We start from the raw sequence: 21,044 nt of genomic DNA on the forward strand, positions 1-21,044 counted from the left end.
CCCCTGTGCGGGGCGGCACCTACTTTTCTTTGCCGCCGCAAAGAAAAGTAGGCAAAAGAAAGCGGCTCACACCGCCAGCTCTTGTGCTTGCCTGAGGGCCTCCAACAGGTTCCTACGCTTCACACGGCAACCTGCTTGTTCCGCATTCGTTGCCAGCGCTCTTGCGGTGCGCCTCAACCACTTCACGCACCCGCGCTGCATCATGCCGTGCCATATATTCCACGGCCGCCCAGGTGGCAAACTGTGTGTAGGCCCTTGTGCTCCACACGCCTCACCCCGGTCCGATAGCGCACGCGTTCCACCCTGTAAGAGCGCCAAGCTATACGCCGCGACAACCTACACACCGTTTGCCACCTGGGCGGCACATACCATTCGCTGCCGCTTGCCCGAGTACGGGTATTCGAAGCGGGTGATGCGTTCATTTATAGCGTTGGCAACTAACATCAAATCAGCGCGTTGCCGTGTGAAGCATAAGACCGGTTGGGGGCCCTCAGGCAAGAACTAGCGCTGGCGGTGTGAGCCGCTTTCTTTTGCCTACTTTTCTTTGCGGCGGCAAAGAAAAGTAGGTGCCGCCCCGCACAGGGCGACGCGTGAAGCTAGATAACAAATCGCGGATGCCAGCGAAAACACAAGCAACCCACCCAGCGTCGCAGACAAAACAAAACCTTCAATCAATAGGCCGCCCAGCCGTCTCACGAACAAACGGCAACGCCAACAAAGAGACCAAACCGCACCCAATCAGATACCACGCCGGCGCAAGCGTACTCCCGGACAACTGAATAAGCCACGTAGCAAAGAACTGCGCAAAACCACCAAAAATCGACACCCCAAGACAATAAACAATCGACATCCCAGTAGCGCGAATGTCGCGAGGAAACATCTCAGGCAGCATGACGATATTAGGCACAGCCGTAAACGCAACAAGTACACCGAGCCCAGCAACAACCGAAAGCAAAACCGGCACGGTAGGCACAGCATTAATAACCATAAACGCAGGATAAACACCCGCAATCAACAGAACCCGCGAAACCCAAAGCACCCGCTTGCGCCCATACCGATCCGACAACGACCCAGCAAACGGCGAGCAGATCACCGTAACAAGAGCAGCCGTCCAAGAAGCCCATAACGCCAGCGACATCGGCATATGCAAGATCTTGATCGCATAAGTAGAAAGATAAAACAGCACGATATAGTTCGCGGCCGTGCCGCCAATCGTCGTCACGACGCCCGTCGCAATCGAGCCCATATGCGTGCCGAAAATCTCGCGCACAGGCTTCGAAACCGTCACAGCTTCGAGAGCGGGCGAATGATCTGAAGCCGCCGGCAAAGGCAACGTTTCATCCAGATGCCGCCGGATATACACGCCAATCGGCCCCATCGCCATGCCGATCACGAACGGCACACGCCAACCCCAGCTTTCGAGCGCATGCGTCGAGAGCATTGCGGCCAACGCGACCCCAAGCAGCGACCCGACCACCGTGTTCAATCCCTGGCTCACGAACTGCCAGCTGCCATAAAAGCCGCGCGTGCGGTCGCTGCCGTACTCCATCAAGAGCGATGTCGACGCGCCTATCTCGCCGCCCAGCGCAAAGCCCTGAATCAGCCGCGCAAGAATCACAAGCACGGGCGCAGCAAGCCCAATCGATGCATACGTCGGCGCGAACGCAATGATCGCCGAGCCCAGCGTCATCAGCCACAGGGTCAGGCTCATCGCCGCCTTGCGGCCCGCACGGTCCGCGTACGCGCCAAGCACCACACCGCCCACCGGCCGCATGATGAAGCCCACACCAAATGTGCCGACAGCGAGCATCAGTTGCGCAAGCTGCCCTTCGACAGGAAAGTACAGCTTGCCGATGATCGTCGCGAAGAAGCTGTAGATCGTGAAGTCGAAGAACTCAAGGCCGTTGCCAAGCGTGATCGCGGCGATCGCTTTCGCGTGGCTCGCGCGCTGCGGCTGTACACCGCTCGTTGAAACGCTGTCGTCCGACGTAGAAGTCGTTGCGGCTGTGTAAGTCATATCCGTCTCCCGGATGCGTCAGACGAGAAATGATTGCGCGAGTCGTACCCAATATGCGGCGCCCGTCGCAAGGCAATCGTCGTTGAAGTCGTAGCCTGGGTTGTGCACCATGCAGCCGCCCTCGCCGTCTCCGTTGCCGATGATCAGATACGCACCCGCACATTTTTCGAGCATGAACGCGAAGTCCTCGCTGCCCGTCAGCGGCTGCATGTCGGCGATCAGGCCGTCGTCGCCGACCCAGTCACGCGCGACCTGCGTCGCGAATGCCGTCATCTGCGCATCGTTGACGAGCACGGGATAGCGTCGCTGATAGTCGACCTCGGCGCGCGCGTTGTACACCGACGCTTGTCCATGCACGACTTCCAGAATGCGCGTCTCCAGAAAGTCGCGGACTTCCGGCTTCAGCGCGCGCACGGAGAGGCGCATCTCAGCCGTCTCCGGAATCACGTTGGGCGCTTCGCCCGCGTGAATCGCGCCGACCGTGATGATCGCCATATCGAGCGGCGCGACGTTGCGCGACACGATGGTCTGCAACGCCAGCACGATCTGCGCGCACACGACGACGGGATCGACGGCCTTATGCGGCACCGCGCCGTGTCCGCCGCGCCCTGTCACTTTGACGATGACGGTATCCGACGACGCCATGAACGAACCCGGCAGAAAACCGAACTTGCCCGTCGGATGACCCGGCATGTTGTGCATCGCGAACACGGCGTCGCACGGGAAGCGCTCGAACAGCCCGTCCTCGATCATCTTCTTCGCGCCGGCAAGGCCCTCTTCGGCGGGCTGGAAGATCAGGTTCAGCGTGCCGTCGAACGAACGTTCCTGCGCGAGATGCTTCGCTGCGGCGAGCAGCATCGCCGTGTGGCCGTCGTGGCCGCATGCGTGCATCTTGCCGGGCAGCTTGCTCGCGTACGGCAGGCCCGTCTGCTCGTGGATGGGCAGCGCGTCCATGTCGGCGCGCAGGCCGAGCTTGCGCGTACCGCTGCCTACTTTCAGTTGCCCGACGACACCCGTGCTACCCAGCCCGCGCGTCACGGTGTAGCCCCACTCGGCGAGCTTGTCGGCGACCAGCTCGCCCGTCACGTGTTCTTCGTACGCAAGCTCCGGATGCGCATGGATGCGGCGGCGCAGCGCAATCATTTCTGCTTCGAGATCGGCGATGCCGGCGGGGATGACCATGGTATTCACGCTGCTGTCTCCATCGATGTCTGTGAACCCAGCATAGCCGTCCGTTATTTTGACGGGCAGGCGGGAAACGGTTACGGTGGCAACCAGTGGTTGTCACCCTAGATGCCACCTTTCATCCTCCCGACATGAAACTGCATCAACTCAGCACGCTCGCCGCCATCGCGGAGACAGGCAGCATCCGCGCCGCGGCGCGGCAACTGGGCCTGTCCCCTGCCGCCGTCACCAAGTCGGTGCGCGAACTCGAAGCGGACCTGCGCGCACCGCTGGTGATACGCGGCACATCGGGCGTCGCGTTCACCGAATACGGACGCGCGCTCGTCGTGCATGCGCGGCTCGTGCTCGGTCAACTCGCGCGCGCCGAGGCCGAACTCGAAGCAATGCGTGGCGCGTCGGCCGGAAAACTCTCGGTGGGCGTCACACCGTGGCTCGCGCTGACGTTTTTGCCCGAGACGGTCAACCGCTTCAAGCAGAAAATGCCCGACGTGCAACTGGAATTCTTCGAAGGATTGTTGGCCGTCGTGCAGCCGCGTCTGCGCGACGGCAGCCTCGACTTTTCGATCGGGCGGCCGCCGCCTGCGTCGCCGCAATCGGAGTTTCACAACGTGCCGCTTTTTTCGACGCATTCGGCCGTCGTCGCGCGACGCGGGCATCCGTTGGGCGAATGCCGTACGCTGCACGAACTGCAAGACGCCGAATGGGTGTTGAACTGGGACCCCGCGAGCCGGGAGTCGATGGCCGACAATCTGTTCCGCAAGCGCGGGATGAGGGTGCCGCACACGATCCATCTCGCGCATTCATTTGCGATCGTGCTAGGCCTGCTTCAGCAGACGGATTTCCTCAGTATCTTTCCGTGGCCGCTCGTCGAGGTGAACATTGCGAAGCAGAATCTGCGCGCGCTGCCGTTGCGCGAAGTAGTCGATGAGACGATCGTCAGTATCACGTCGCGGCGCGGCGTGCCTGTCAGTCCGGCGGGCGCGTGTTTTATCGAATGCCTGCGTGAAGTGATCGACGAAGGCGCGCGGTCGCAGGATGCGGACCGCCGCCGTCTGTTTCATTCGATCGAACTGCTTTTCTAGGGCTTATTTCCCGTATCCGACGACGCCCTTGATCTCCAGAAAGTCTTCGAGTCCGAACTCGCCGTATTCGCGCCCATTGCCCGACTGGCGATAGCCGCCAAACGGCGCTTCCGGCGAGTACTCAGCGTAGTTCAGATAGATCGTGCCTGTGCGCAGCCGCTTCGCGACGGCGCGCGCACGTTCGAGCGACGCCGACTGAATATAGCCCGCGAGACCATAGATGCTGTCGTTGGCCATTGCGACGGCTTCGTCTTCCGTGTCGTAGCCGAGAATCGACAGCACGGGTCCGAAGATTTCTTCGCGTGCGATCGTCATGTCGTGCGTCACGTGGCCGAACACAGTCGGGCGCACATAGTAGCCGTCGCCCAGGCCTTGGGGACGTCCCGGTCCGCCCGCTGCGAGCACCGCGCCTTCGCGCACGCCTGCATCGATCATCGATTGGATCTTGTCGAACTGCTGCTGGCTGATCACGGGGCCCATATCGCTCGACGGCGCGTCCGCCGGACCGGCGACGAGCGCATCGGCCACTTCCTTCGCATAGGCCAACGCTTCGTCCATCCGCGCGCGAGGCACGAACATGCGCGTGGGCGCATCGCACGACTGCCCGCTGTTATCGAAGCATGCGCGCGCGCCACGCGTGACGGCATCGCGCAGATCGGCATCCTCCAGAATCAGGTTCGCGGACTTGCCGCCCAGTTCCTGATGCACGCGCTTGACGGTATCGGCGGCGGCTTTTGCGACTTGCACGCCTGCGCGCGTCGATCCCGTGAACGACATCATGTCGATGTCCTTGTGACGCGACATGGCATCGCCCACCACCTGCCCTTCGCCGTTGACGAGATTGAACACGCCTGCGGGCACGCCTGCTTCATGCAGGATTTCCGCGTACAGCATCGCGCTCATCGGGGCGAGTTCGGATGGCTTCAGCACCATCGTGCAACCGGCTGCGAGTGCGGGCGCGACTTTCGTCGTGATCTGCAACGCGGGCCAGTTCCACGGCGTGATGAGGCCGCATACGCCGACGGGCTCCTTGCGGATCAGCATGCTGCCTTTTAGCTGCTCGAAGTCGAAATGCTGCAGCGTGCGGATCATCGTTTCCAGATGCGCGGTGCCCGTCCATGCCTGGGCGTCGTGGGCGAACCGTTTGGGCGCGCCCATTTCGCGGCTGATCGCCTCGACCATGTCGTCGTAGCGCTTGCGATAGACCTCGAGGATCGCTTGCAGCAGATCGATGCGCTGTTGCACTGTGGTTTCAGAATACGATGCGAAGGCTTTTTTGGCCGCCGCTACTGCGAGATCGACGTCGCCCGCACTGCCGAGCGAAATCGTTGCGAACGGTTTAGCGGTGGATGGGTCGATTACGTCGAGTGTTTTGGGCTCGATCGGGTCGATCCAGTTTCCGTCGATATAGAACTGCGTGGCGTGCTGCATGATGTATTCCTGTAGTTGGTCCGATACGTTACATCGACTGTTCTCGAACTACATGTCTTCAAATCGAAATTCATTGGCGAGCGTCTTTAGCTCAGACTCGCGTTTCCCAATCAACCCGCTTTGATCTGCTATTCATTCTGGAGACTTTGACATGAGCAACATTACTTTTACCCGTATCGATGCGAAGGGTCCTGGCGCTATGGGCCTGCAGCCGGCGTTGCATGATCCTGCTGATGTGATTCTCGATGGCGCTAAAGCGCCGCATGCGTTGACTGCTTTTTCTGATGCTGAGAATGTGCTTACCGCTGGGGTCTGGCAGTGCGATGCCGGTACACTCAAGTTGTCTGATCTGCCGATTCATGAAGTCTGTGTGCTGATTGAAGGTGAAGTCGTGATTACCAGCGAGGATGGGCGTTCCGATCACTATAAGGCTGGTGATGCGTTCATTTTGCACAAGGGCTTCTCGGGTACCTGGCATATGCCTGTTGCTACTAAGAAGTACAGTGTTGTTTATTGTGGTTGAGGGTCTGGTTTAAACCGGCCGCGCGGTTTATGCGCGGTTTTTTTGTGCTTGCCGTAAGGCTGGCATTCGGGCCTTTTCGCTGGCATCCGCGTTTTGTTAGCGTGCTTCAGGCGTCGCCCTGTGCGGGGCAACGCTAGCAAACCAATAACATCACGCGGATGCCAGCGTAAGCGTAAGCAAAAACCAACCAAACCGGATGCCACCACAAACACAAGCACACCACCAAAAGCGTCGCAGACAAAACAAAAACAAAAACCAAAACCAAAACCAAAACCAAAACCTACATCGGAAACCCAAGCGCCTTAATAGAATTAATCCACCACCTCCGCCATCCACCCCGATCATCCGCCCCATCAAAAGCATTAAACGTGATCTTGGCAGCGATCCACCGCACAGGCTCTGGCGGAATATAAGAAGACCCCTTCCGCGAGATATCAAGCGAAGTGATCAACGTATCGCGATTCCAGAGCATTTCGAGCCCCATCCTCGCGCCGAAGCGGCTTCCGGCGACACCAAACCCGGTATACCCGGCAACAAAAACAGTCTTCCCACCGTGATACTTACGCGCAAAAACCGCCCCGCGAGAACAGTAATCAATCGGCCCACCCCACGCATGCGTGAACTTCACATCATCCAGCTGCGGGAAAGTCCGATAAAAAGCCTCTGCGAGTTTGTAGTAAGTGCGCTCATCACGATCCTGCGCAGGATTGTTATCGCCACCAAAGTGATAACTAACACGCCCGCCAAAAATGATCCGGTTATCTTTCGTGAGACGAAAATAATTGAGCTGCGTGCGCGTGTCATACACGCCCTGCCGGTTCTTCCAGCCAATACGCGCCATCTGCTCTTCCGTTAGCGGACTCGTCGCGACGATGTGATCACGCACCTGCATCACACGCCGGTTGATATCCGTCACGCCAACATTCGCCGTACCCGTGCCGAGCAACACACGCGGCGTATCAATCCGCCCCGCCTGCGTATGCACGACCATCTTCTTGCCCGCGTCTTCGAGACGCGTCAACGGCGAATGCTCATACAACCGCACGCCAAGTTTCAAGGCTGCCGCCTTGAGCCCCCAAGCAAGCTTCGCGGGATGAATCGTCCCACTACGATTACGCGACCACATCGCACCTGCAAACAACGGCGAATCCAGTTGCTCTCGCGCCTTCTCGCTGTCGAGCAATACAACATCATGCCCATGCGACATATGCAGTTCGAAGTCATTCTGCAAATGGTCGAGATGCTTTTCGTCGACGGCCACCGTCATTTCGCCGTTCCATTCGACATCGGCTTCGATGCCATAGCGAACAAGCGATTCCTTGAACCCGTCGAGATTCTCCTGCCCCAGACGCTCGAGTACATCGAGATCTTTCGGGAACACGCGCGTCGCATTCGGCAGCCCGTGCATCACGGACGTCGAGATGATTCCGCCCGGACGGCCTGACGCTCCATATGCAATCTTGCCCGCTTCGATCAGCACGACATCCAGACGAGGATCGTTCTCCTTCGCCTGAATGGCTGCCCACAAACCCGTAAAGCCTCCGCCGACGATCACGAGATCGGCCGCGGTGGGCCCGATCAGTTCGCGTTCAACGGCAGGCGCCGCCGGATTGTCCAGCCAGAACGGAAACAGCTTGACACCTTCGAATGCGCGTTTGACCGACTCGCTCATCTTCTCACCTGCTCTATTCCAGTCTTTGATAATGATGCCACTAGCGGCATGCTCTCTTTTATTACGCGGCGTCCTGCGTGTCGAATACTTCTTCGCGCGGCGCCGTCATCCTGTTGCCTCGCAGGCCTTCCGCCGTGCGCGGTTCGACCACCTTGATCCGCGCATGCGTGGCCTTGTGGCTGCCGCGCAGCCATCGTCGACCTTGCGGTCCATATACGCCGTCCGGCTCAGGGAAGCATTGCAGCAACGTCACGTACAGCGTGCAAGCCATCGTCAACGCGACAGGCAAGCTGATATCGAGACCACCCGCGAGTTCGCCGAGCGGGCCGACGAACTGATCCGGCAAATTGACGAAGCACAGGCCCGTCAGCGCGCTCGGCACCCACGCGCCCATCGCGCGCCAGTTCCAGCCGTGCGTGAACCAGTAATGGCCACCACGTCCGCCGCGATTGAACACCTGCAGGTCGTCGGACAGATAGAAGCCGCGGCGCGTCACGTAGCCGATGATCATGATCACCATCCACGGGCAGCTGCATGTGTTGATGAGCACCGAGAACGTCGACACGCTTTCCACGAGATTGAACACGAAGCGCCCGAGAAAGATGAAGCCAATCGCAGCACAGCCGATCAGGAACGTCGCACGCACGCGGTTGAGCAGCTTCGGGAACATGCTCGACATGTCGAGGCCCGTACCGTACAGCGCCGTCGTACCCGTCGACATGCCGCCGATAATCGCAATCAGACACACGGGCAGGAAGAACCAGTTCGGCGAGATCGCCAGCAATCCGCCGACGTAGTTATTCGACGCGATAAAGTCCGGTGCCTTCTGCGCGATGATCGTCGCCGTCGCGAGGCCGAAGAAGAACGGCACGAAAGTCGCGATCTGCGCGACCATCACGGCCAGCATCGTGCGATGCCTCGGCGTGTTCTGCGGAATGTAGCGCGCCCAGTCGCCCATCGTCGAAGCGAACGAAACGGGATTGCTCAGTGCCACGAGCACCGCGCTCACGAAGGCCGGCCAGAAACCGACCGCGCCCATCGCAAACTTGCCAGCGTAGTGGCTGTCGAACGGACCGGCGAACGCGAAGATGCCCGCGATGAACAGCAGACTCGCCGTCCACACGGCGATCTTGTTGACCCACAGCATGAAGCGAAAGCCGTAGATGCACACGGTCAGCACGAGCACCGCAAAGACGCCGTATGCGGCGCTCAGCGTAAAGCCGTTCACAGGCAGCCCGAGCAGATGATTCGCGCCGCCCACGAGCGCATCGCCCGAACTCCACACGGCGAGCGAAAAGAACGCGACGGACGTCAGCAGCGCGAGAAACGAGCCGACGATCCGTCCATGAATACCAAAGTGCGCGCCCGACGAAACGGGATCGTTCGTGCCGTTGCGCATGCCGAACAGGCTCATCGGCGCAAGAATGCACGAGCCGACCAGCACGCCGATCACGATCGACGCGACGCCCGCCCAAAACGACAGGCCGAGCAGCACGGGAAAGCTGCCGAGCACGGAAGTGGAAAACGTGTTGCAGCCGCCGAACAGCAGGCGGAACAGATCGATAGGCCGCGCATAGCGGGACGCGTCGGGGATACGTTCGAAACCAAAGGTCTCGACGGTCGTGATGCTGCTGTTGTTGCTCTCGTTGGGGTTGCTGCTCATGTCTCCGACTCCTCTGACGGCCAGGGAAATCACACGGCTCGCTACTGGCTGGCGGCGTCCGCTTTTTAACAAATGTCTGGCCGCCACTGTAAAGAGAAACAATTCGGGCAAAAATATCGTCGGCGCAACCTTTACTTCGATATCGGTCGATGTAAGTGGAAATCCTTATCCAGCAAGGCTTCCCAAGCGGATCGCGACGTCCACGAAAGTCTCGAAAGCAGCTTGCGGCGTGCAAAACGTCGAAAACAATCGGCAGATTTCAGGTAGAGCGGCGCTTCCTTGCGGCCGCAACGGCAGGCATCGGAATCGGCACGCTGCCCTTCGTGCCCTGTTCGATCAGAAAGTCGCGGAACAGGCTCGCGACATGCGGCAGGCGCTTGTCCGACACGTGCATCACGTACCAGTCACGCTCGATCGGGTTGTCGGGCAGCGGCAGCAGCGCGAGTAAGCCCGCCTGAAATTCGAGCGAACACGCGTGCAGCGACAGAAACGAAATGCCGAGCCCCGCTTCCACCAGTTGCTTGATTGCCTCGTTGCTCGACAGCTCGGAACCGATATGAAGCTTGTGGCCCGCCTGCCTGAACAGGTTTTCGACCGTCGAACGCGTGCCCGAGCCGCGCTCGCGCACGAACAGGTTCGCTGATTCCAGATCGCCGAGTGTGAGGCGCTTCTTTTTCATCAGCGCGTGCGAAGGCGACGCGACGAAGGCCATCGGATGCTTCGCGAACACCGTCGCCACCGTGCGCAATTCACGCGGCGGGCTGCCCATTACGGCGAGATCGATTTCATGCGTCGCGAGCATGCGGATGATGTCCGCGCGATTGCCCACCTTGAATTGCACCTTCACTTGCGGACGCGCTTCCGTGAAGCGCACGAGAAACGGCGGGATCAGATACTCGGCCGTCGTGATCGCGCCGATGCGCAGCGTGCCGCCCTGCTCGCCGTGCAACGCGGCGAGATCGTCGGCAGCGCCGTTCCACAGGTCGAGAATTTCGAGTGCATAGCGCGCGAGTATTTCGCCCGCCGCCGTCAGTTGCACGCCGCGCCCCACGCGCTGCAGCAGCGGCGCGCCCGCTGCGTCTTCCAGCAAGCGGATTTGCAGCGACACGGCGGGCTGCGTCAACCGCAATTCCTCTGCCGCGCCCGACACGCTGCCAAGCTTCGCCACCGTATGAAGCGCCTTCAATTGACGAAATGTCGCTACCTTTAACATAAGTGAAAACCTATATGTTCTGTACAAACATTAAATTGTGCTGCGGTTTCGCCCAATTCTATACTCGACCTCACTGATGATGTTCACGCATGAATCCGCCTTGAAAACGTTTCAGGAGAGTACGCATCATGACCTCGATCGATCGACACACCGCAAGTAGCACAAGAACTGCGCCGCACCGAATCGTCGTCGTTGGCGGCGGCGTAGGCGGACTGGGACTCGCAACGCGTCTGGGCGAATCGCTCGGCAAGAGCGGGCATGCGCAAGTCGTACTCGTCGACCGCTCGCCGACGCACTTCTGGAAGCCGCTGCTGCACGAAGCCGCGTCAGGCCAGATCGATCCCGCCACGCATCAGCTGCAATTCGCGGTGCAGGCGCGGCGTCATGGCTTCGAGTTCGAACAGGGTGCGCTGCAATCGCTCGATCGCGCGCAGCGTCACATCACGATCAGCGCAACGCGTGATGACAATGGCCGCGAAGTGCTCCCCGCGCGTCAAATCGCGTTCGATACGCTCGTGCTCGCGCTCGGCAGCGTGACCAACTACTTCGGCGTCAAGGGCGCGGAACAACATGCGCTGCCGCTGGAGTCCGTCACGCACGCGGAATCGTTCCGCCGCAAGCTGCTCGATGCCTGCACGCGGGCGAATCATGTACGGCGTGTGAGCGGCGCGCAGCAGGTGCAGCCGGTATCGATCAACATCGTCGGGGCAGGCGCGACGGGTGTCGAGCTTGCAGCGGCCTTGCGCGACAGCATCCGTTTGATGCACCGCTACAGCCTTTTCGCACTCGACCCGGAACGCGACTTTCGTATCAGGTTGATCGAAGGCACGGAGCGTGTATTGCCCGCGCTGTCGCAACGCATCTCAGCGCGCGCGCAGCGGATACTCGGCGGTCTCGGCGTCGAAGTGCTCACGACAACACGCGTGACGGAAGTACGCGCAGATGCCGTGCTCACCCACGACGGTCAGCATCTGCCGAGCGACATCGCCATCTGGACCGCGGGCATCGCCGGGCCGCCCGTGTTGCGCGTGCTCGACGGCATCGACGTGAACCGCAATGCGCAAGTGCTCGTGACGCGCACGCTGCAAACCACGAATGACGCGAACATCTTCGCGCTCGGCGATTGCGCGGCCTGCCCTTCGCATGCGGACGGCTTTCTCGCGCCGCGTGCCCAGGTTGCGCATCAGCAGGCGATGTTCCTGGCACGCGCGCTGAAGTGCCGTGTCGGCGGCGAAACGCTGCCCGAGTTCACGTATCGCGACGCGGGCACGCTGGTCGGCTTCGGCGATGTGGGCACGATCGGCAGTCTGAGCGGCCTGCGCGAGCGGTCCGTGTTCGTCGACGGCTGGCTCGCCACCGTCGTGTACCGGCTGATCTATCGCCGGCACGTGATGACGGTTACCGGCTTCGCGCGCATGGCGCTCGATACGGCGAGCCATTGGCTGCGGCGCCGCGTGCATCCCGTGATCCGGCTGCATTGAGCCGCGCATTACCCAGTCACGCACAGAAACGGCAGGCGGTCAGTCGAGAAACTCGGCGGACCGCTTGCGCAGCGCGGCCCCGAAATCGTCGAGCCAGCCGATCGACAGCCGCCAGCTCTGCCAATACAGATCGACGTCGAGATGCTTGCCCGGCGCCATGTCGATCAGTTCGCCGCTTTCCAGTTGCGCGGCGATCATTCGCTCCGGGCACATGCCCCAACCCATCCCCGTCGCGCACGCGCGCAAGAAGCCGGATACGTGCGGAATCCAGTGCGTCGGCGCATCGACTTCGCCACGCGTGATCTTCTGCACGAAGCGCTTTTGCAGTTGATCCTTCGGATTGAAGTCGACGCACGGCGCGGCGCGCAGCGTGTCGCGACTGATGCCCTCGCTGAAATAACGCTCGTAAAACGCAGGCGTGCAGACGGCGCGGTAACGCATGCGCCCCAGACGCGTCGAGCGGCAGCCCTGCACCGGCTCCGATTGCGTCGTCACCGCGCCCTGCACGCTGCCGTCGCGAATCCGCTGCGCCGTATGGTCCTGATCGTCGATCACCAGATCGAGCAGCATGCCGCGCTCGGCGCAAAAGTCCGCGACGGCGTCGATGAACCATGTGCCGACGCTGTCGTCGTTCACCGCGACGCGCAAGGTCGGCCACGGTTCGAGCAGCGCGCCGGGCAACTCGGGCATGCGGCCATTGAGCTCCGCCTCCAGCAATTGCACGCGCTCCGTATGCCTGCACAGCAGCGCGCCCGAGCGGGTCGCCGTGCACGGCTGCCCGCGCTTGACGAGCACGCTGCCGACGCGCTCCTCCAGCAGTTTCACCCGCTGCGACACGGCGGAAGGCGTCACATTCAGCGCCGCAGCCGCGCGGTCGAACGAGCCATGACGCACGACAGCCGCGAGCGCATCCAGCAAAGCATAGTCGAGCATTAGCGTTCCTTAAGCGGCGTTACGGAAATTAGTTTCTCTTATTCTATCGACGACGGCACACTCACGCATCCGATTCCTTCTCTCCTTCACACCATCATGAACTTGCTGGCTTTTTCGCATGGCGCCGCGTTGTGCGCCTCGTTGATCGTCACTATTGGGGCGCAGAACGCGTTTGTGCTCCGTCAAGGCATCATGCGCTCGCATATCGGCAAGATCGTGCTGCTGTGCACGCTGTCGGATATCCTGCTGATCGGCGCGGGTGTCGGTGGCGCATCGGTGCTGGTCGAGCGTTATCCGACCTTCATCCACGCGCTGCTGTACGTGGGTCTCGCGTATCTCACGTGGTTCGGGATCAGCGCTTTGGTGCGCGCGGTGCGCCCCGGGCATGCCACGCTCGATACCGATGCGAAAGCCGACACCGCGCCGCCCGCGCAACGCGCGCTGCCCATCGTGCTGATGACGCTCGCGTTCACGTGGCTCAATCCGCACGTCTATCTGGATACGTTTCTGTTGATCGGGACGGCAGGTGCACGTGAAGCGCAGGGCTCGCGCGCCGCGTTCGCGGTCGGCGCAATGGCCGTTAGCGCGATCTGGTTCGTTGCACTGGGGTATGGAGCGCGCGCGCTTGCGCCGCTGTTCAAGCGGGCCACTGCCTGGCGCGTGCTGGATGGCGCGATCGGCAGCATGGTGTTGCTGCTCGCCGTCACGCAGTTGCGCTGATACGCGAGCCTGCCGTTCAGCGCGTGAGCGAGACCTTCGTGAGCGGCTCGGCGTCTTTGATGATCGAGTGGCTCATGCCGATGGTCTGCAACCCGCCATCGGCCACATACGGCACGATGCCGAGCGCGCTGATCTTCTGCACGATCTCACGGCGGCAGGCTTCGTCTTCCGGCGGACAATAATCGATTGAAATGACGGGCAGGCTGTAACGTTCGTGTATCTCGCGCGCCTGGGCGAGCAGCCATTCGCGGTCGTTGCCGGGTACTTCGCTGTAGCGCTGATTCGCCTGATCCCAGCGGCCAAACAGCGATTCGAACGCGACGGCCGCAACCTGATCGTGCACCTGCGGCAGAATCTCGAAACCCCGGTTCAGTATCAGCCGCGCCTGCGGATAGCGGGCCTTCAATTCGCGCAACACTGCGCCAATGCCCGCCTGCTGCTGCATCCGTTCGGCGTCCGTCTTCGCGACGAGTTGATACGAATCCAGCGTATCGAGAAAAAAGCCGCGATACCCGCGTTCCCACAACGGCGTGATGATCTGGTCGACGAAAAACGCGGGCCATCCCGAAGCGGTCTGGTCCACGACCGTCGATGACCAAGCCGCGTTGCTGCCCGCGAACCACGTCTTCGGCATCTGCGCGTAGTACGCGCGCTCTTTCGTCACTTCGCCGACGCTCACATACGCGTACCAGTTCGGGCAATGCGCCGTATGCGCGCGTGGGTCGAAACCGCTGTCGGGTTCGATCACCACGGTATCGAACGGTTCGAAGCGCTCGGCCTGCACGTTCGCGCCGTAGAAGAGCGCAACCGCCCCGATTCCCGTCGATGAAGCCCGCTTGCAGGCGGCCAGCGCGGGCCGCACCCACGCAACCGACAGCAACAGGATGACCACCGCCGCGCAAGCGACGACGATCCACGAAACGCCCAGACGGGCGAACGAACTGGCTGTCATAAAACGTTCAATTGCGCAGCATGTAAGTTTCGTATTCGAGCTTGCTGAACTTGCGATCCAGGAGTTGCACTGCGGCAGCGACGAGAATCAGCAGCGTCAGCGCGAAGCCATAACCATAATAGTCTGGCTGCATGTACAGCGTAATACCCGTCAGGATGCCGTTCAACAGCACGAACGCAAGACACAGACGCAACACCGTGCGCCTCGCATCGAGATAGAAGAACACGTTCAGCAGACCGAGCAGCAACACCTGCAGGCTCGCCGCGATCACGTCGACCATCATCAGCGGCATATACAGCGACGAAATGCCGAGCGCATCGAGCACCAGATGGCCGAACGCGAGAATCAGCAGCAGCACCACCGCCTGAATCTTCACGATCTCATACAGGCCCGCGCGCACGCTGCCGACCATCATGTCGCGCATGTCGTTGATATGGCGCAGCGTCGCGCCGCTGCGCACGGCGTCGTAGAAGCGGTCGTAGTATTCGACGAAATCGGCTTCGATGCGCACGAGGAACGTCGCCATGCCCGGCATCACGCACACGTAGGCGATGAAAACGGGAATGTCGTAAATGACGGACGCATGCAGCGGCCCGATGACTTTCGACCCTGTGCCCGGCGCATACCAGAACATGAACTTGTCGAGCCACACGCCGAGGTTGAACAGGAACCCGACCATCGCGAGACTCGGATACGCAAAGCGCTTCTGGAACACCTCGAACGAGATGAAGCGCGGGCTGCGATAGTTGCGATAGATCAGCCCCGACAAACCAGCAAGCAGCACGACATGCCCAGCGACGAAGCCGCCGAGCAAACCCGACAACCCGTGCGAATTGAGCATCAGCGCGAACGCGACGGTACAGCCGTAACCGATCGCGAACACAAAGAGAATCTGCCGGTACTGCTTTACGCTCGACAGAAAGATCACCGCGATCCAGATGTTGCTGACGACGACGAAGCCCGCCACCATCAGCAGCCGGTACATCAGCGGCTCGCCCTGAAAGCCGAACGCGACGGCAAGCACGCCGAGCACGCCCGACGCCGCCGTCGAAACCAGAACGACGCCGTTGTAGTTCGACAGCACGAGATCATCGCGCTTCTCGAAGATCCGGTCGGAAATGAAGCGTGTGAACGACAGTTGCAGCGGCCCCGTGAGGATCAGACTGCACGCAATCAGATACGTCACCGATACCTGGAACTGCACGATCGCGTACTTCGGTATCACGAACGCGAGGCTCATCACGCCGATGATCAGAATGCCGAAGATCGACAGGATCAGCGGACCGGAACTGATCAGCCCCGCATACGCGTAAGCGCGTGCGACGCCGAACAGCGTCTGCCGCTTCAGAATCTTGCGAAGCTCGAAACCAATGCCAGCCATCAGCGCACCCCTTCCGTCTGTGTCGACTGTGCCGCTGCCGCCCTGCCCGCATGCATCGGGCAACCGCCGCCCTGCCCGCCTTCAGCGGCTTTGACTTGCGAAGGCGCCGCCATCAAACGCTGATACAGCACACGATATTGATCGATCATCTGCGCCTTCGTATAGAAACGCCGCACGCGCGCCAGTCCCGCCTGTTGCGCGGCAAGCCAGCGAGGCTCGTCGCCGAGCAGATCGAGCACGGCCTGCGCGAACGCTGCAGGATTCGCGATCGGCACCACGCTCCCCGCTGCACCCAATGCGCGGTCCTCGTCGCCGTAGCCTTCGATCAACTGCCGGCACGAACCCACGTCCGTCGTGATCGACGGGATGCCCGCTGCGAAGCCTTCCAGCACGACGAGCGGCAAGGCCTCACTGATCGACGTCAGCGCGAGCACATCGACCTTCGGCAGAATCTCGTCGATGCGCTGAAAGCCGAGAAACTTCACGTTATTCGCAAGACCCAGGCTTTCCGCGAGCGCGCGGCATTCCTGCGCGTACGACGGATCTTCTTCTTCAGGCCCGACGATCCATCCTTCGATATCGGGCATCGCGCGCGATGCGATGAACAGCGCGCGAATGTAAGTCTTGATGTCCTTGATCGGCACCACGCGGCCGATCAGCGCGACCACGTTGCGCGGCCGTACGACGCGCTTGTCGACGAGCGGCGCGAGACCGTCCACGTCCACGCCGTTCGGAATGTTGCGCGTACGCGCGGCCTGCGCGCCGTCCGTGATCTGCCGCTGACGGTTCGCTTCGTACAGCGCGACGATATCGTCGGCGGCGTCATAGGCGAGCTTGCCGAGCGCCTCGAAGAAACGCACCCACAGTTCGCGGAAGTAACTGATCTTCGAAATGTCGCGTTCGAACGCGCCGCGGTTGTCGCGAATCCACTGGCTTTGCAGCAGGTCGATCTTGCGCTCTTTCGTATAGATGCCGTGCTCGGACACGAGCAGCGGCCGCCCCGTCCGATAGTGCAGCAAGGCGCCCAGAAAGCCCGCATATCCCGTCGACACCGTGTGATAGACCTTCGCGGGCGGCAACTGCTCGGCGACGCGCGCAAGCTGCCACAGCGGCTTGTGCATGATGCGCACGGTCCAGAAGTAATCGGTGAACGATGGGTCCGTGCAATAGCGGTGATACTGATCGACGATGAAGTCCCACGCCGCGCGGCTCGTCAGGAACTGTTCCTCGCTGAGCGGCGCCTTGTCGCCGATCAGCTGCACCATATCGGCCATCATCGCGCCGGCATCGACTTCGCCGCCGTTACGCCAGGCTTCGTGCAGCGCCGCCGATTGCGCGAACGCCTGCGCATCACCGGGAATTTCGCGCGCCGCCTGATCGTCCGCACCGGACGTCTCGTACAGATAGTGCGCCTCGAAGTGCACGACGTTGTCGGGCAGCGCATAGGCGGCCGCCTTGTAATCCTCTTCGCGGCTGCCGATGAACGCAATCGCGAAGCGGATCTCCGGATACGAGCGGAGCATTTCGTTGACCCAGCTCGACACGCCGCCGCGCACGTACGGGAACGTGCCTTCGAGCAGCAGGCAGACATCGGCGTCCGCAGCGCGGCGCAACAGTGACGGTTTCATGTGGACCAGTAACGCGCAACAGGTTTGAGCATCGGCAGCGTCGCGGCATTGCCGAGCGACGCGAGCAGTTCGGACACGCGCGCATAATCGCCGCGCAGATATTCGACTTCGGCAAGCCACGGCACCAGACGCTCGCGCGGAAAACCGAGCGATTGCGCGCGGTCCATGTGCTGCGCGGCTTCGTCCGCGGCGCCGTTGGTCAATGCGAGGCGGCCGCGAATCATCCACAGCGCGGCATCGCTGGCGTCGATTTCGAGCGCGGCGCGCGCATGGCGGTCGGCCTGTTCGAGCGTGTGCCGATAGACGACGCCCTGCACGAGGTTTTGATAGATCAGCTCGAAATACAGCTCGGCGAGATGCCGGTTGATCGCATGACGATCGCCTTCCGACTGCGCATCTTCCAGCGTCTTCGACGCATGGAAAATGCGCTGCATCACGTCGTTTTCCGCCTGATCCAGCGTGCCGTACGCGATCAGCCGCACGTCTTCGACCGGGTCCGCGAGCAGATCGCGCAGCAGCGTGCCCGTGGTGCGGGTCGGCATGCTCTGGATCGCGACGAGCGCCGACAGGCGATCGGCGATCGGCGGCCGCGACCTTCGTGTTCACAAGCCGCGCCTGCAAGCGCGCACCGCCGCCGTGCGAGACACGCGACATCAGATACGTGACGAACTCGGGCGCGGGCACGTCGCCCATCTCATCGTCCGCATGCGAGGCCGGATAGCACGCCGCCCAGATGCAGCTCACCAGCACGACGAGACCGCCGAGCAGCGGCACGAACGTGCACGCAAGGCCGAGCAACAGCAAGCTCCACGCACGCGGCTCGCGATAACGCAGCGGCAGCAGCAGGCGGAACAGCAACGCCTGGAGCACGCCGCACACGATGTTGAACGCAACGGCGGGCAACAGCGGATCGTACGCGGTGGGCGTATTCGCGAAGTACACGATGCCCACGCACTGAACGCCGGCAACGATGACGATGCCAAACGCCGCGAGCACGGCGACCAGCGCGGCCACGAACCCGCCGCCGCTGGAGCGGTTTGCGGTGGCCTTATCCATCGATACCACTGCGCAGAAGAAGGCGCTTCAACGCCAGGCCCGGCTCGTCGCCGCCCAGATGCAGCGTGTGCACGCCGATGCGCGCGCCTTCGAGGTCCAGATTGAACTGCGCGCGCAGGCTCGATTCGATCCGAGCGAGGTAGCCGTCGACGCCCGTCGCGTCGGTTGCGGGCATCAGATTCAGCAGCACCGACTGCCCTGCCGATTTCACCGGCCACATCAGATCGAGCGACCGGCGGCGGCGCATCACGTGCTCGAAGAACGAATCGCCGGCATCGTCATGCGGGAACACCAGCGCCACCAGCGACGACGTGATGCCCGCCGTGCGTTCGAGCCGCGTGAGCCGGCTCACGTCGAGCGCGAACTCGTACGGGCAATCGGGCACCGCGTGCAGGATCTCGCGCACCTGCTGCGAGTGCTCGACGCCGTCGGCGTAATAGCCGAGCAGCACGAGCAGCAGTTGCAGATTGTCGAAGTTCAGCGACAGGAACGGCATGCGGCGGATCGCGAGCATCGCGAGCATGGTGCCGTCCGCGGAGATCAGCGGCGCGCACACCAGCAGATGCGTATTCGTCACCGGTCGCTCTTCGCTCTTCAGATGCGCGACGGCACGCGTTTCGAGCGCGCGCTGCACGAGTTCGTCGCGCGGATCGAAGTCGAACGTATCGCCGATATGCGCGAGCGCGTCGCGCCCGACCTTGCCGTCATGCACGGGATACAGCGCAGCCACTTCGATCTGGCACGCCTGCGCGATGAATTCGAGCAACTCGCGCGTGCCGGGCATGTCGCCGGAACTGCGCGGCTTCGTGTCGAGACCATGCGCGACGGAAATGCGGCGCAGCTCGGTGATCGAATCGCGCAGCGTGGTCGGCTTGGTCAACAGGTCCTTTTCGAGGCGCTCGTGCGACAGGCGCATCAGATAATGACTGTTCGTGATCGCGACGAGCCGGTCGTTCAGATAGTCGTTGATCGCGTTCGCGCGCTGCGCGCGGCTGCCCCACGTATCGCCGAAGTGACCCGCGACGATAGTCTGCAGTACGCCGCCCGTGAAGAACAGCGTCGGCCACGCGGCCGAACTGCCGTGCATCAGCACCTGCGTGAACACCTGGTATGCGCCGATCAGCATCGCGCAGCCGAGCAGGCCGAGCAGCGTGCCATAACGCAGCGCGACGATGAGCGGCGCGAACCACAGCCACGGAAAGCCCGTGTGCAGCAGGAACGGATTGTTGTGATCGAGCGCATAGGAAGCCGCGAAGACCACGCCGATGAACACGACCGTCTCCACGATGGAAAACGGACGCGACACCGCGGGCGCGACGAGGCGCCGCCACGCGCTCAGGTTGCCGAACGGGTTCGATTGGCGCGGTTTCGCCGCGGCACTGGCGGCGCTTTGCGCGGTGACGGTATTCACGGCCGACTCCTCATCACGTGTCGAGTTGCACTGGTATTGCAGATTGCCGCGCGCATGTCGCGAAGCACATGACAGACGCGCGACGCCATCAGCCGCGCGTGCGCAGCGGCGACAGCAGGCTGCCGATCAGCGACGACGCGACGCTCGACAGGCTCGAGCGCGTCCAGCCGCTCTTCGAACCCGTCGCGCTCCACACCACCTGGCCCGACGCCACGTCGATCAGCTCGAACGTCACGCCCGCGACGGGCTCGCCATCCACGCCGACCTTGTAGCGCCACTCTTCGACAGCGCCCGTCAGCACGTACTTCACGCGCTGCTCACGCGCCCATGCGAGCTTCTTCTCGCCGATATCGCGCTGCGCGGTGTCGAACATCGCGTTCGCGGATGCATCGACGGGTGCGAGGCGCACATCGGCAAAGCCGTTCTGACGCAATGCGTTCGCCGCAATCGCCGCGGCGCTGCTGCCCGCTGCCGGCGTTTCCGTGAAGTTCGCCATCGTCACCACGGCGACTGAGTCCTTCGATTCGATGGCAGGCGAGCCCGCCTGGCGAATCGAACCGCATGCGCCCAGCACCAGCGCCGAAGCGGCCGCTGCCGCCACCCACTTGATCAAACGTGTCCAGCCGTTGATGTTGCTCATCGAACCACTCCTCAGAAATGTCGTTATCGTCCCAATTCGCCGAATCAGTAGAACCC

At 61.9% G+C, this 21,044-nt stretch carries 16 protein-coding genes and 1 pseudogene; 4 read left to right on the forward strand and 13 right to left on the reverse strand.

Translation table 11 applies throughout. The features are described 5' to 3' along the window. Positions 1–667: 667 nt before the first annotated feature. Positions 668–2,017: an MFS transporter gene (locus tag H1204_RS10780; RefSeq protein ID WP_180728301.1), complete on the reverse strand. Its 1,350-nt coding sequence runs from the start codon at positions 2,015–2,017 to the stop codon at positions 668–670. A gap of 18 nt (positions 2,018–2,035) precedes the next feature. Then, complete coding sequence (locus H1204_RS10785; RefSeq protein WP_180728302.1) at positions 2,036–3,208, reverse strand: M20 aminoacylase family protein; 1,173 nt, start codon at positions 3,206–3,208, stop codon at positions 2,036–2,038. A gap of 125 nt (positions 3,209–3,333) precedes the next feature. Between H1204_RS10785 and H1204_RS10790 the strand changes: the two genes are divergently transcribed. Further along, a complete protein-coding gene (locus H1204_RS10790) occupies positions 3,334–4,284 on the forward strand; it encodes a LysR substrate-binding domain-containing protein (RefSeq protein ID WP_180728303.1) in 951 nt (316 codons plus the stop codon). Positions 4,285–4,287: 3 nt separating this feature from the next. Here H1204_RS10790 and H1204_RS10795 read toward each other — a convergent pair whose 3' ends face one another. Continuing rightward, positions 4,288–5,715, reverse strand: coding sequence for an aldehyde dehydrogenase family protein (locus H1204_RS10795; RefSeq protein ID WP_180728304.1), 1,428 nt, complete (start codon positions 5,713–5,715; stop codon positions 4,288–4,290). 151 nt (positions 5,716–5,866) lie between these two features. Here H1204_RS10795 and H1204_RS10800 point away from each other — a divergent pair, with 151 nt between their 5' ends. Next, entirely contained in the window at positions 5,867–6,238 is a 372-nt protein-coding gene (locus H1204_RS10800; protein WP_180728305.1) for a cupin domain-containing protein, read from the forward strand. Positions 6,239–6,518: 280 nt separating this feature from the next. Here H1204_RS10800 and H1204_RS10805 read toward each other — a convergent pair whose 3' ends face one another. From H1204_RS10805 to H1204_RS10815, 3 genes are all read right to left on the reverse strand, one after another. Further along, positions 6,519–7,910 (reverse strand): FAD-dependent oxidoreductase, encoded by a 1,392-nt coding sequence (locus H1204_RS10805; protein WP_180728306.1) that lies wholly within the window; start codon positions 7,908–7,910, stop codon positions 6,519–6,521. A gap of 61 nt (positions 7,911–7,971) precedes the next feature. Continuing rightward, positions 7,972–9,573: a cytosine permease gene (locus H1204_RS10810; protein WP_180728307.1), complete on the reverse strand. Its 1,602-nt coding sequence runs from the start codon at positions 9,571–9,573 to the stop codon at positions 7,972–7,974. A gap of 259 nt (positions 9,574–9,832) precedes the next feature. Continuing rightward, positions 9,833–10,786: a LysR family transcriptional regulator gene (locus tag H1204_RS10815; protein WP_180728308.1), complete on the reverse strand. Its 954-nt coding sequence runs from the start codon at positions 10,784–10,786 to the stop codon at positions 9,833–9,835. 128 nt (positions 10,787–10,914) lie between these two features. Here H1204_RS10815 and H1204_RS10820 point away from each other — a divergent pair, with 128 nt between their 5' ends. Beyond that, on the forward strand, positions 10,915–12,267 hold the full coding sequence (locus H1204_RS10820) for an NAD(P)/FAD-dependent oxidoreductase (RefSeq protein ID WP_180728309.1): 1,353 nt from the start codon (positions 10,915–10,917) through the stop codon (positions 12,265–12,267). 39 nt (positions 12,268–12,306) lie between these two features. Here the strand turns inward: H1204_RS10820 and H1204_RS10825 are convergent, their stop codons facing one another. Beyond that, on the reverse strand, positions 12,307–13,200 hold the full coding sequence (locus tag H1204_RS10825) for a LysR family transcriptional regulator ArgP (RefSeq protein WP_180728310.1): 894 nt from the start codon (positions 13,198–13,200) through the stop codon (positions 12,307–12,309). A 96-nt stretch (positions 13,201–13,296) separates the two neighbouring features. Between H1204_RS10825 and H1204_RS10830 the strand changes: the two genes are divergently transcribed. Further along, positions 13,297–13,920, forward strand: coding sequence for a LysE/ArgO family amino acid transporter (locus tag H1204_RS10830; RefSeq protein ID WP_180728311.1), 624 nt, complete (start codon positions 13,297–13,299; stop codon positions 13,918–13,920). Between the two features lie 16 nt (positions 13,921–13,936). Here H1204_RS10830 and H1204_RS10835 read toward each other — a convergent pair whose 3' ends face one another. The 6 genes and pseudogenes from H1204_RS10835 to H1204_RS10860 all read right to left on the reverse strand — a co-directional run bounded on the left by H1204_RS10835 (position 13,937) and on the right by H1204_RS10860 (position 20,988). After that, positions 13,937–14,872, reverse strand: coding sequence for an endo alpha-1,4 polygalactosaminidase (locus H1204_RS10835; RefSeq protein ID WP_180728312.1), 936 nt, complete (start codon positions 14,870–14,872; stop codon positions 13,937–13,939). Between the two features lie 7 nt (positions 14,873–14,879). Further along, positions 14,880–16,253: an exopolysaccharide Pel transporter PelG gene (pelG, locus tag H1204_RS10840; RefSeq protein ID WP_180728313.1), complete on the reverse strand. Its 1,374-nt coding sequence runs from the start codon at positions 16,251–16,253 to the stop codon at positions 14,880–14,882. Further along, on the reverse strand, positions 16,253–17,881 hold the full coding sequence (gene pelF / locus H1204_RS10845; protein WP_180728314.1) for a GT4 family glycosyltransferase PelF: 1,629 nt from the start codon (positions 17,879–17,881) through the stop codon (positions 16,253–16,255). Before pelF ends, pelG begins: the two co-directional genes overlap by 1 nt. Beyond that, positions 17,878–18,937: pseudogene (locus tag H1204_RS10850) on the reverse strand (hypothetical protein). Before H1204_RS10850 ends, pelF begins: the two are co-directional and overlap by 4 nt. Next, on the reverse strand, positions 18,930–20,348 hold the full coding sequence (locus H1204_RS10855; protein ID WP_180728315.1) for a PelD GGDEF domain-containing protein: 1,419 nt from the start codon (positions 20,346–20,348) through the stop codon (positions 18,930–18,932). Before H1204_RS10855 ends, H1204_RS10850 begins: the two are co-directional and overlap by 8 nt. 88 nt (positions 20,349–20,436) lie before the next feature. Continuing rightward, positions 20,437–20,988 carry a hypothetical protein gene (locus tag H1204_RS10860; RefSeq protein WP_007590510.1) on the reverse strand — a complete coding sequence of 184 codons (552 nt, stop codon included), beginning with the start codon at positions 20,986–20,988 and terminating at the stop codon, positions 20,437–20,439. Between the last annotated feature and the right edge of the window lie 56 nt (positions 20,989–21,044).

The organism is Paraburkholderia sp. PGU19, assembly GCF_013426915.1.
GTDB lineage: Bacteria > Pseudomonadota > Gammaproteobacteria > Burkholderiales > Burkholderiaceae > Paraburkholderia.

What these genes read in the sequence shown, in the direction of transcription:
- H1204_RS10780 (WP_180728301.1), bottom strand. Translation starts at nt 2,017, where the DNA reads ATGACTTACACAGCCGCAACGACTTCTACGTCGGACGACAGCGTTTCA.
- H1204_RS10790 (WP_180728303.1), top strand. Translation starts at nt 3,334, where the DNA reads ATGAAACTGCATCAACTCAGCACGCTCGCCGCCATCGCGGAGACAGGC.
- H1204_RS10795 (WP_180728304.1), bottom strand. Translation starts at nt 5,715, where the DNA reads ATGCAGCACGCCACGCAGTTCTATATCGACGGAAACTGGATCGACCCG.
- H1204_RS10800 (WP_180728305.1), top strand. Translation starts at nt 5,867, where the DNA reads ATGAGCAACATTACTTTTACCCGTATCGATGCGAAGGGTCCTGGCGCT.
- H1204_RS10805 (WP_180728306.1), bottom strand. Translation starts at nt 7,910, where the DNA reads ATGAGCGAGTCGGTCAAACGCGCATTCGAAGGTGTCAAGCTGTTTCCG.
- H1204_RS10810 (WP_180728307.1), bottom strand. Translation starts at nt 9,573, where the DNA reads ATGAGCAGCAACCCCAACGAGAGCAACAACAGCAGCATCACGACCGTC.
- H1204_RS10815 (WP_180728308.1), bottom strand. Translation starts at nt 10,786, where the DNA reads ATGTTAAAGGTAGCGACATTTCGTCAATTGAAGGCGCTTCATACGGTG.
- H1204_RS10820 (WP_180728309.1), top strand. Translation starts at nt 10,915, where the DNA reads ATGACCTCGATCGATCGACACACCGCAAGTAGCACAAGAACTGCGCCG.
- H1204_RS10825 (WP_180728310.1), bottom strand. Translation starts at nt 13,200, where the DNA reads ATGCTCGACTATGCTTTGCTGGATGCGCTCGCGGCTGTCGTGCGTCAT.
- H1204_RS10830 (WP_180728311.1), top strand. Translation starts at nt 13,297, where the DNA reads ATGAACTTGCTGGCTTTTTCGCATGGCGCCGCGTTGTGCGCCTCGTTG.
- H1204_RS10835 (WP_180728312.1), bottom strand. Translation starts at nt 14,872, where the DNA reads ATGACAGCCAGTTCGTTCGCCCGTCTGGGCGTTTCGTGGATCGTCGTC.
- pelG (WP_180728313.1), bottom strand. Translation starts at nt 16,253, where the DNA reads ATGGCTGGCATTGGTTTCGAGCTTCGCAAGATTCTGAAGCGGCAGACG.
- pelF (WP_180728314.1), bottom strand. Translation starts at nt 17,881, where the DNA reads ATGAAACCGTCACTGTTGCGCCGCGCTGCGGACGCCGATGTCTGCCTG.
- H1204_RS10860 (WP_007590510.1), bottom strand. Translation starts at nt 20,988, where the DNA reads ATGAGCAACATCAACGGCTGGACACGTTTGATCAAGTGGGTGGCGGCA.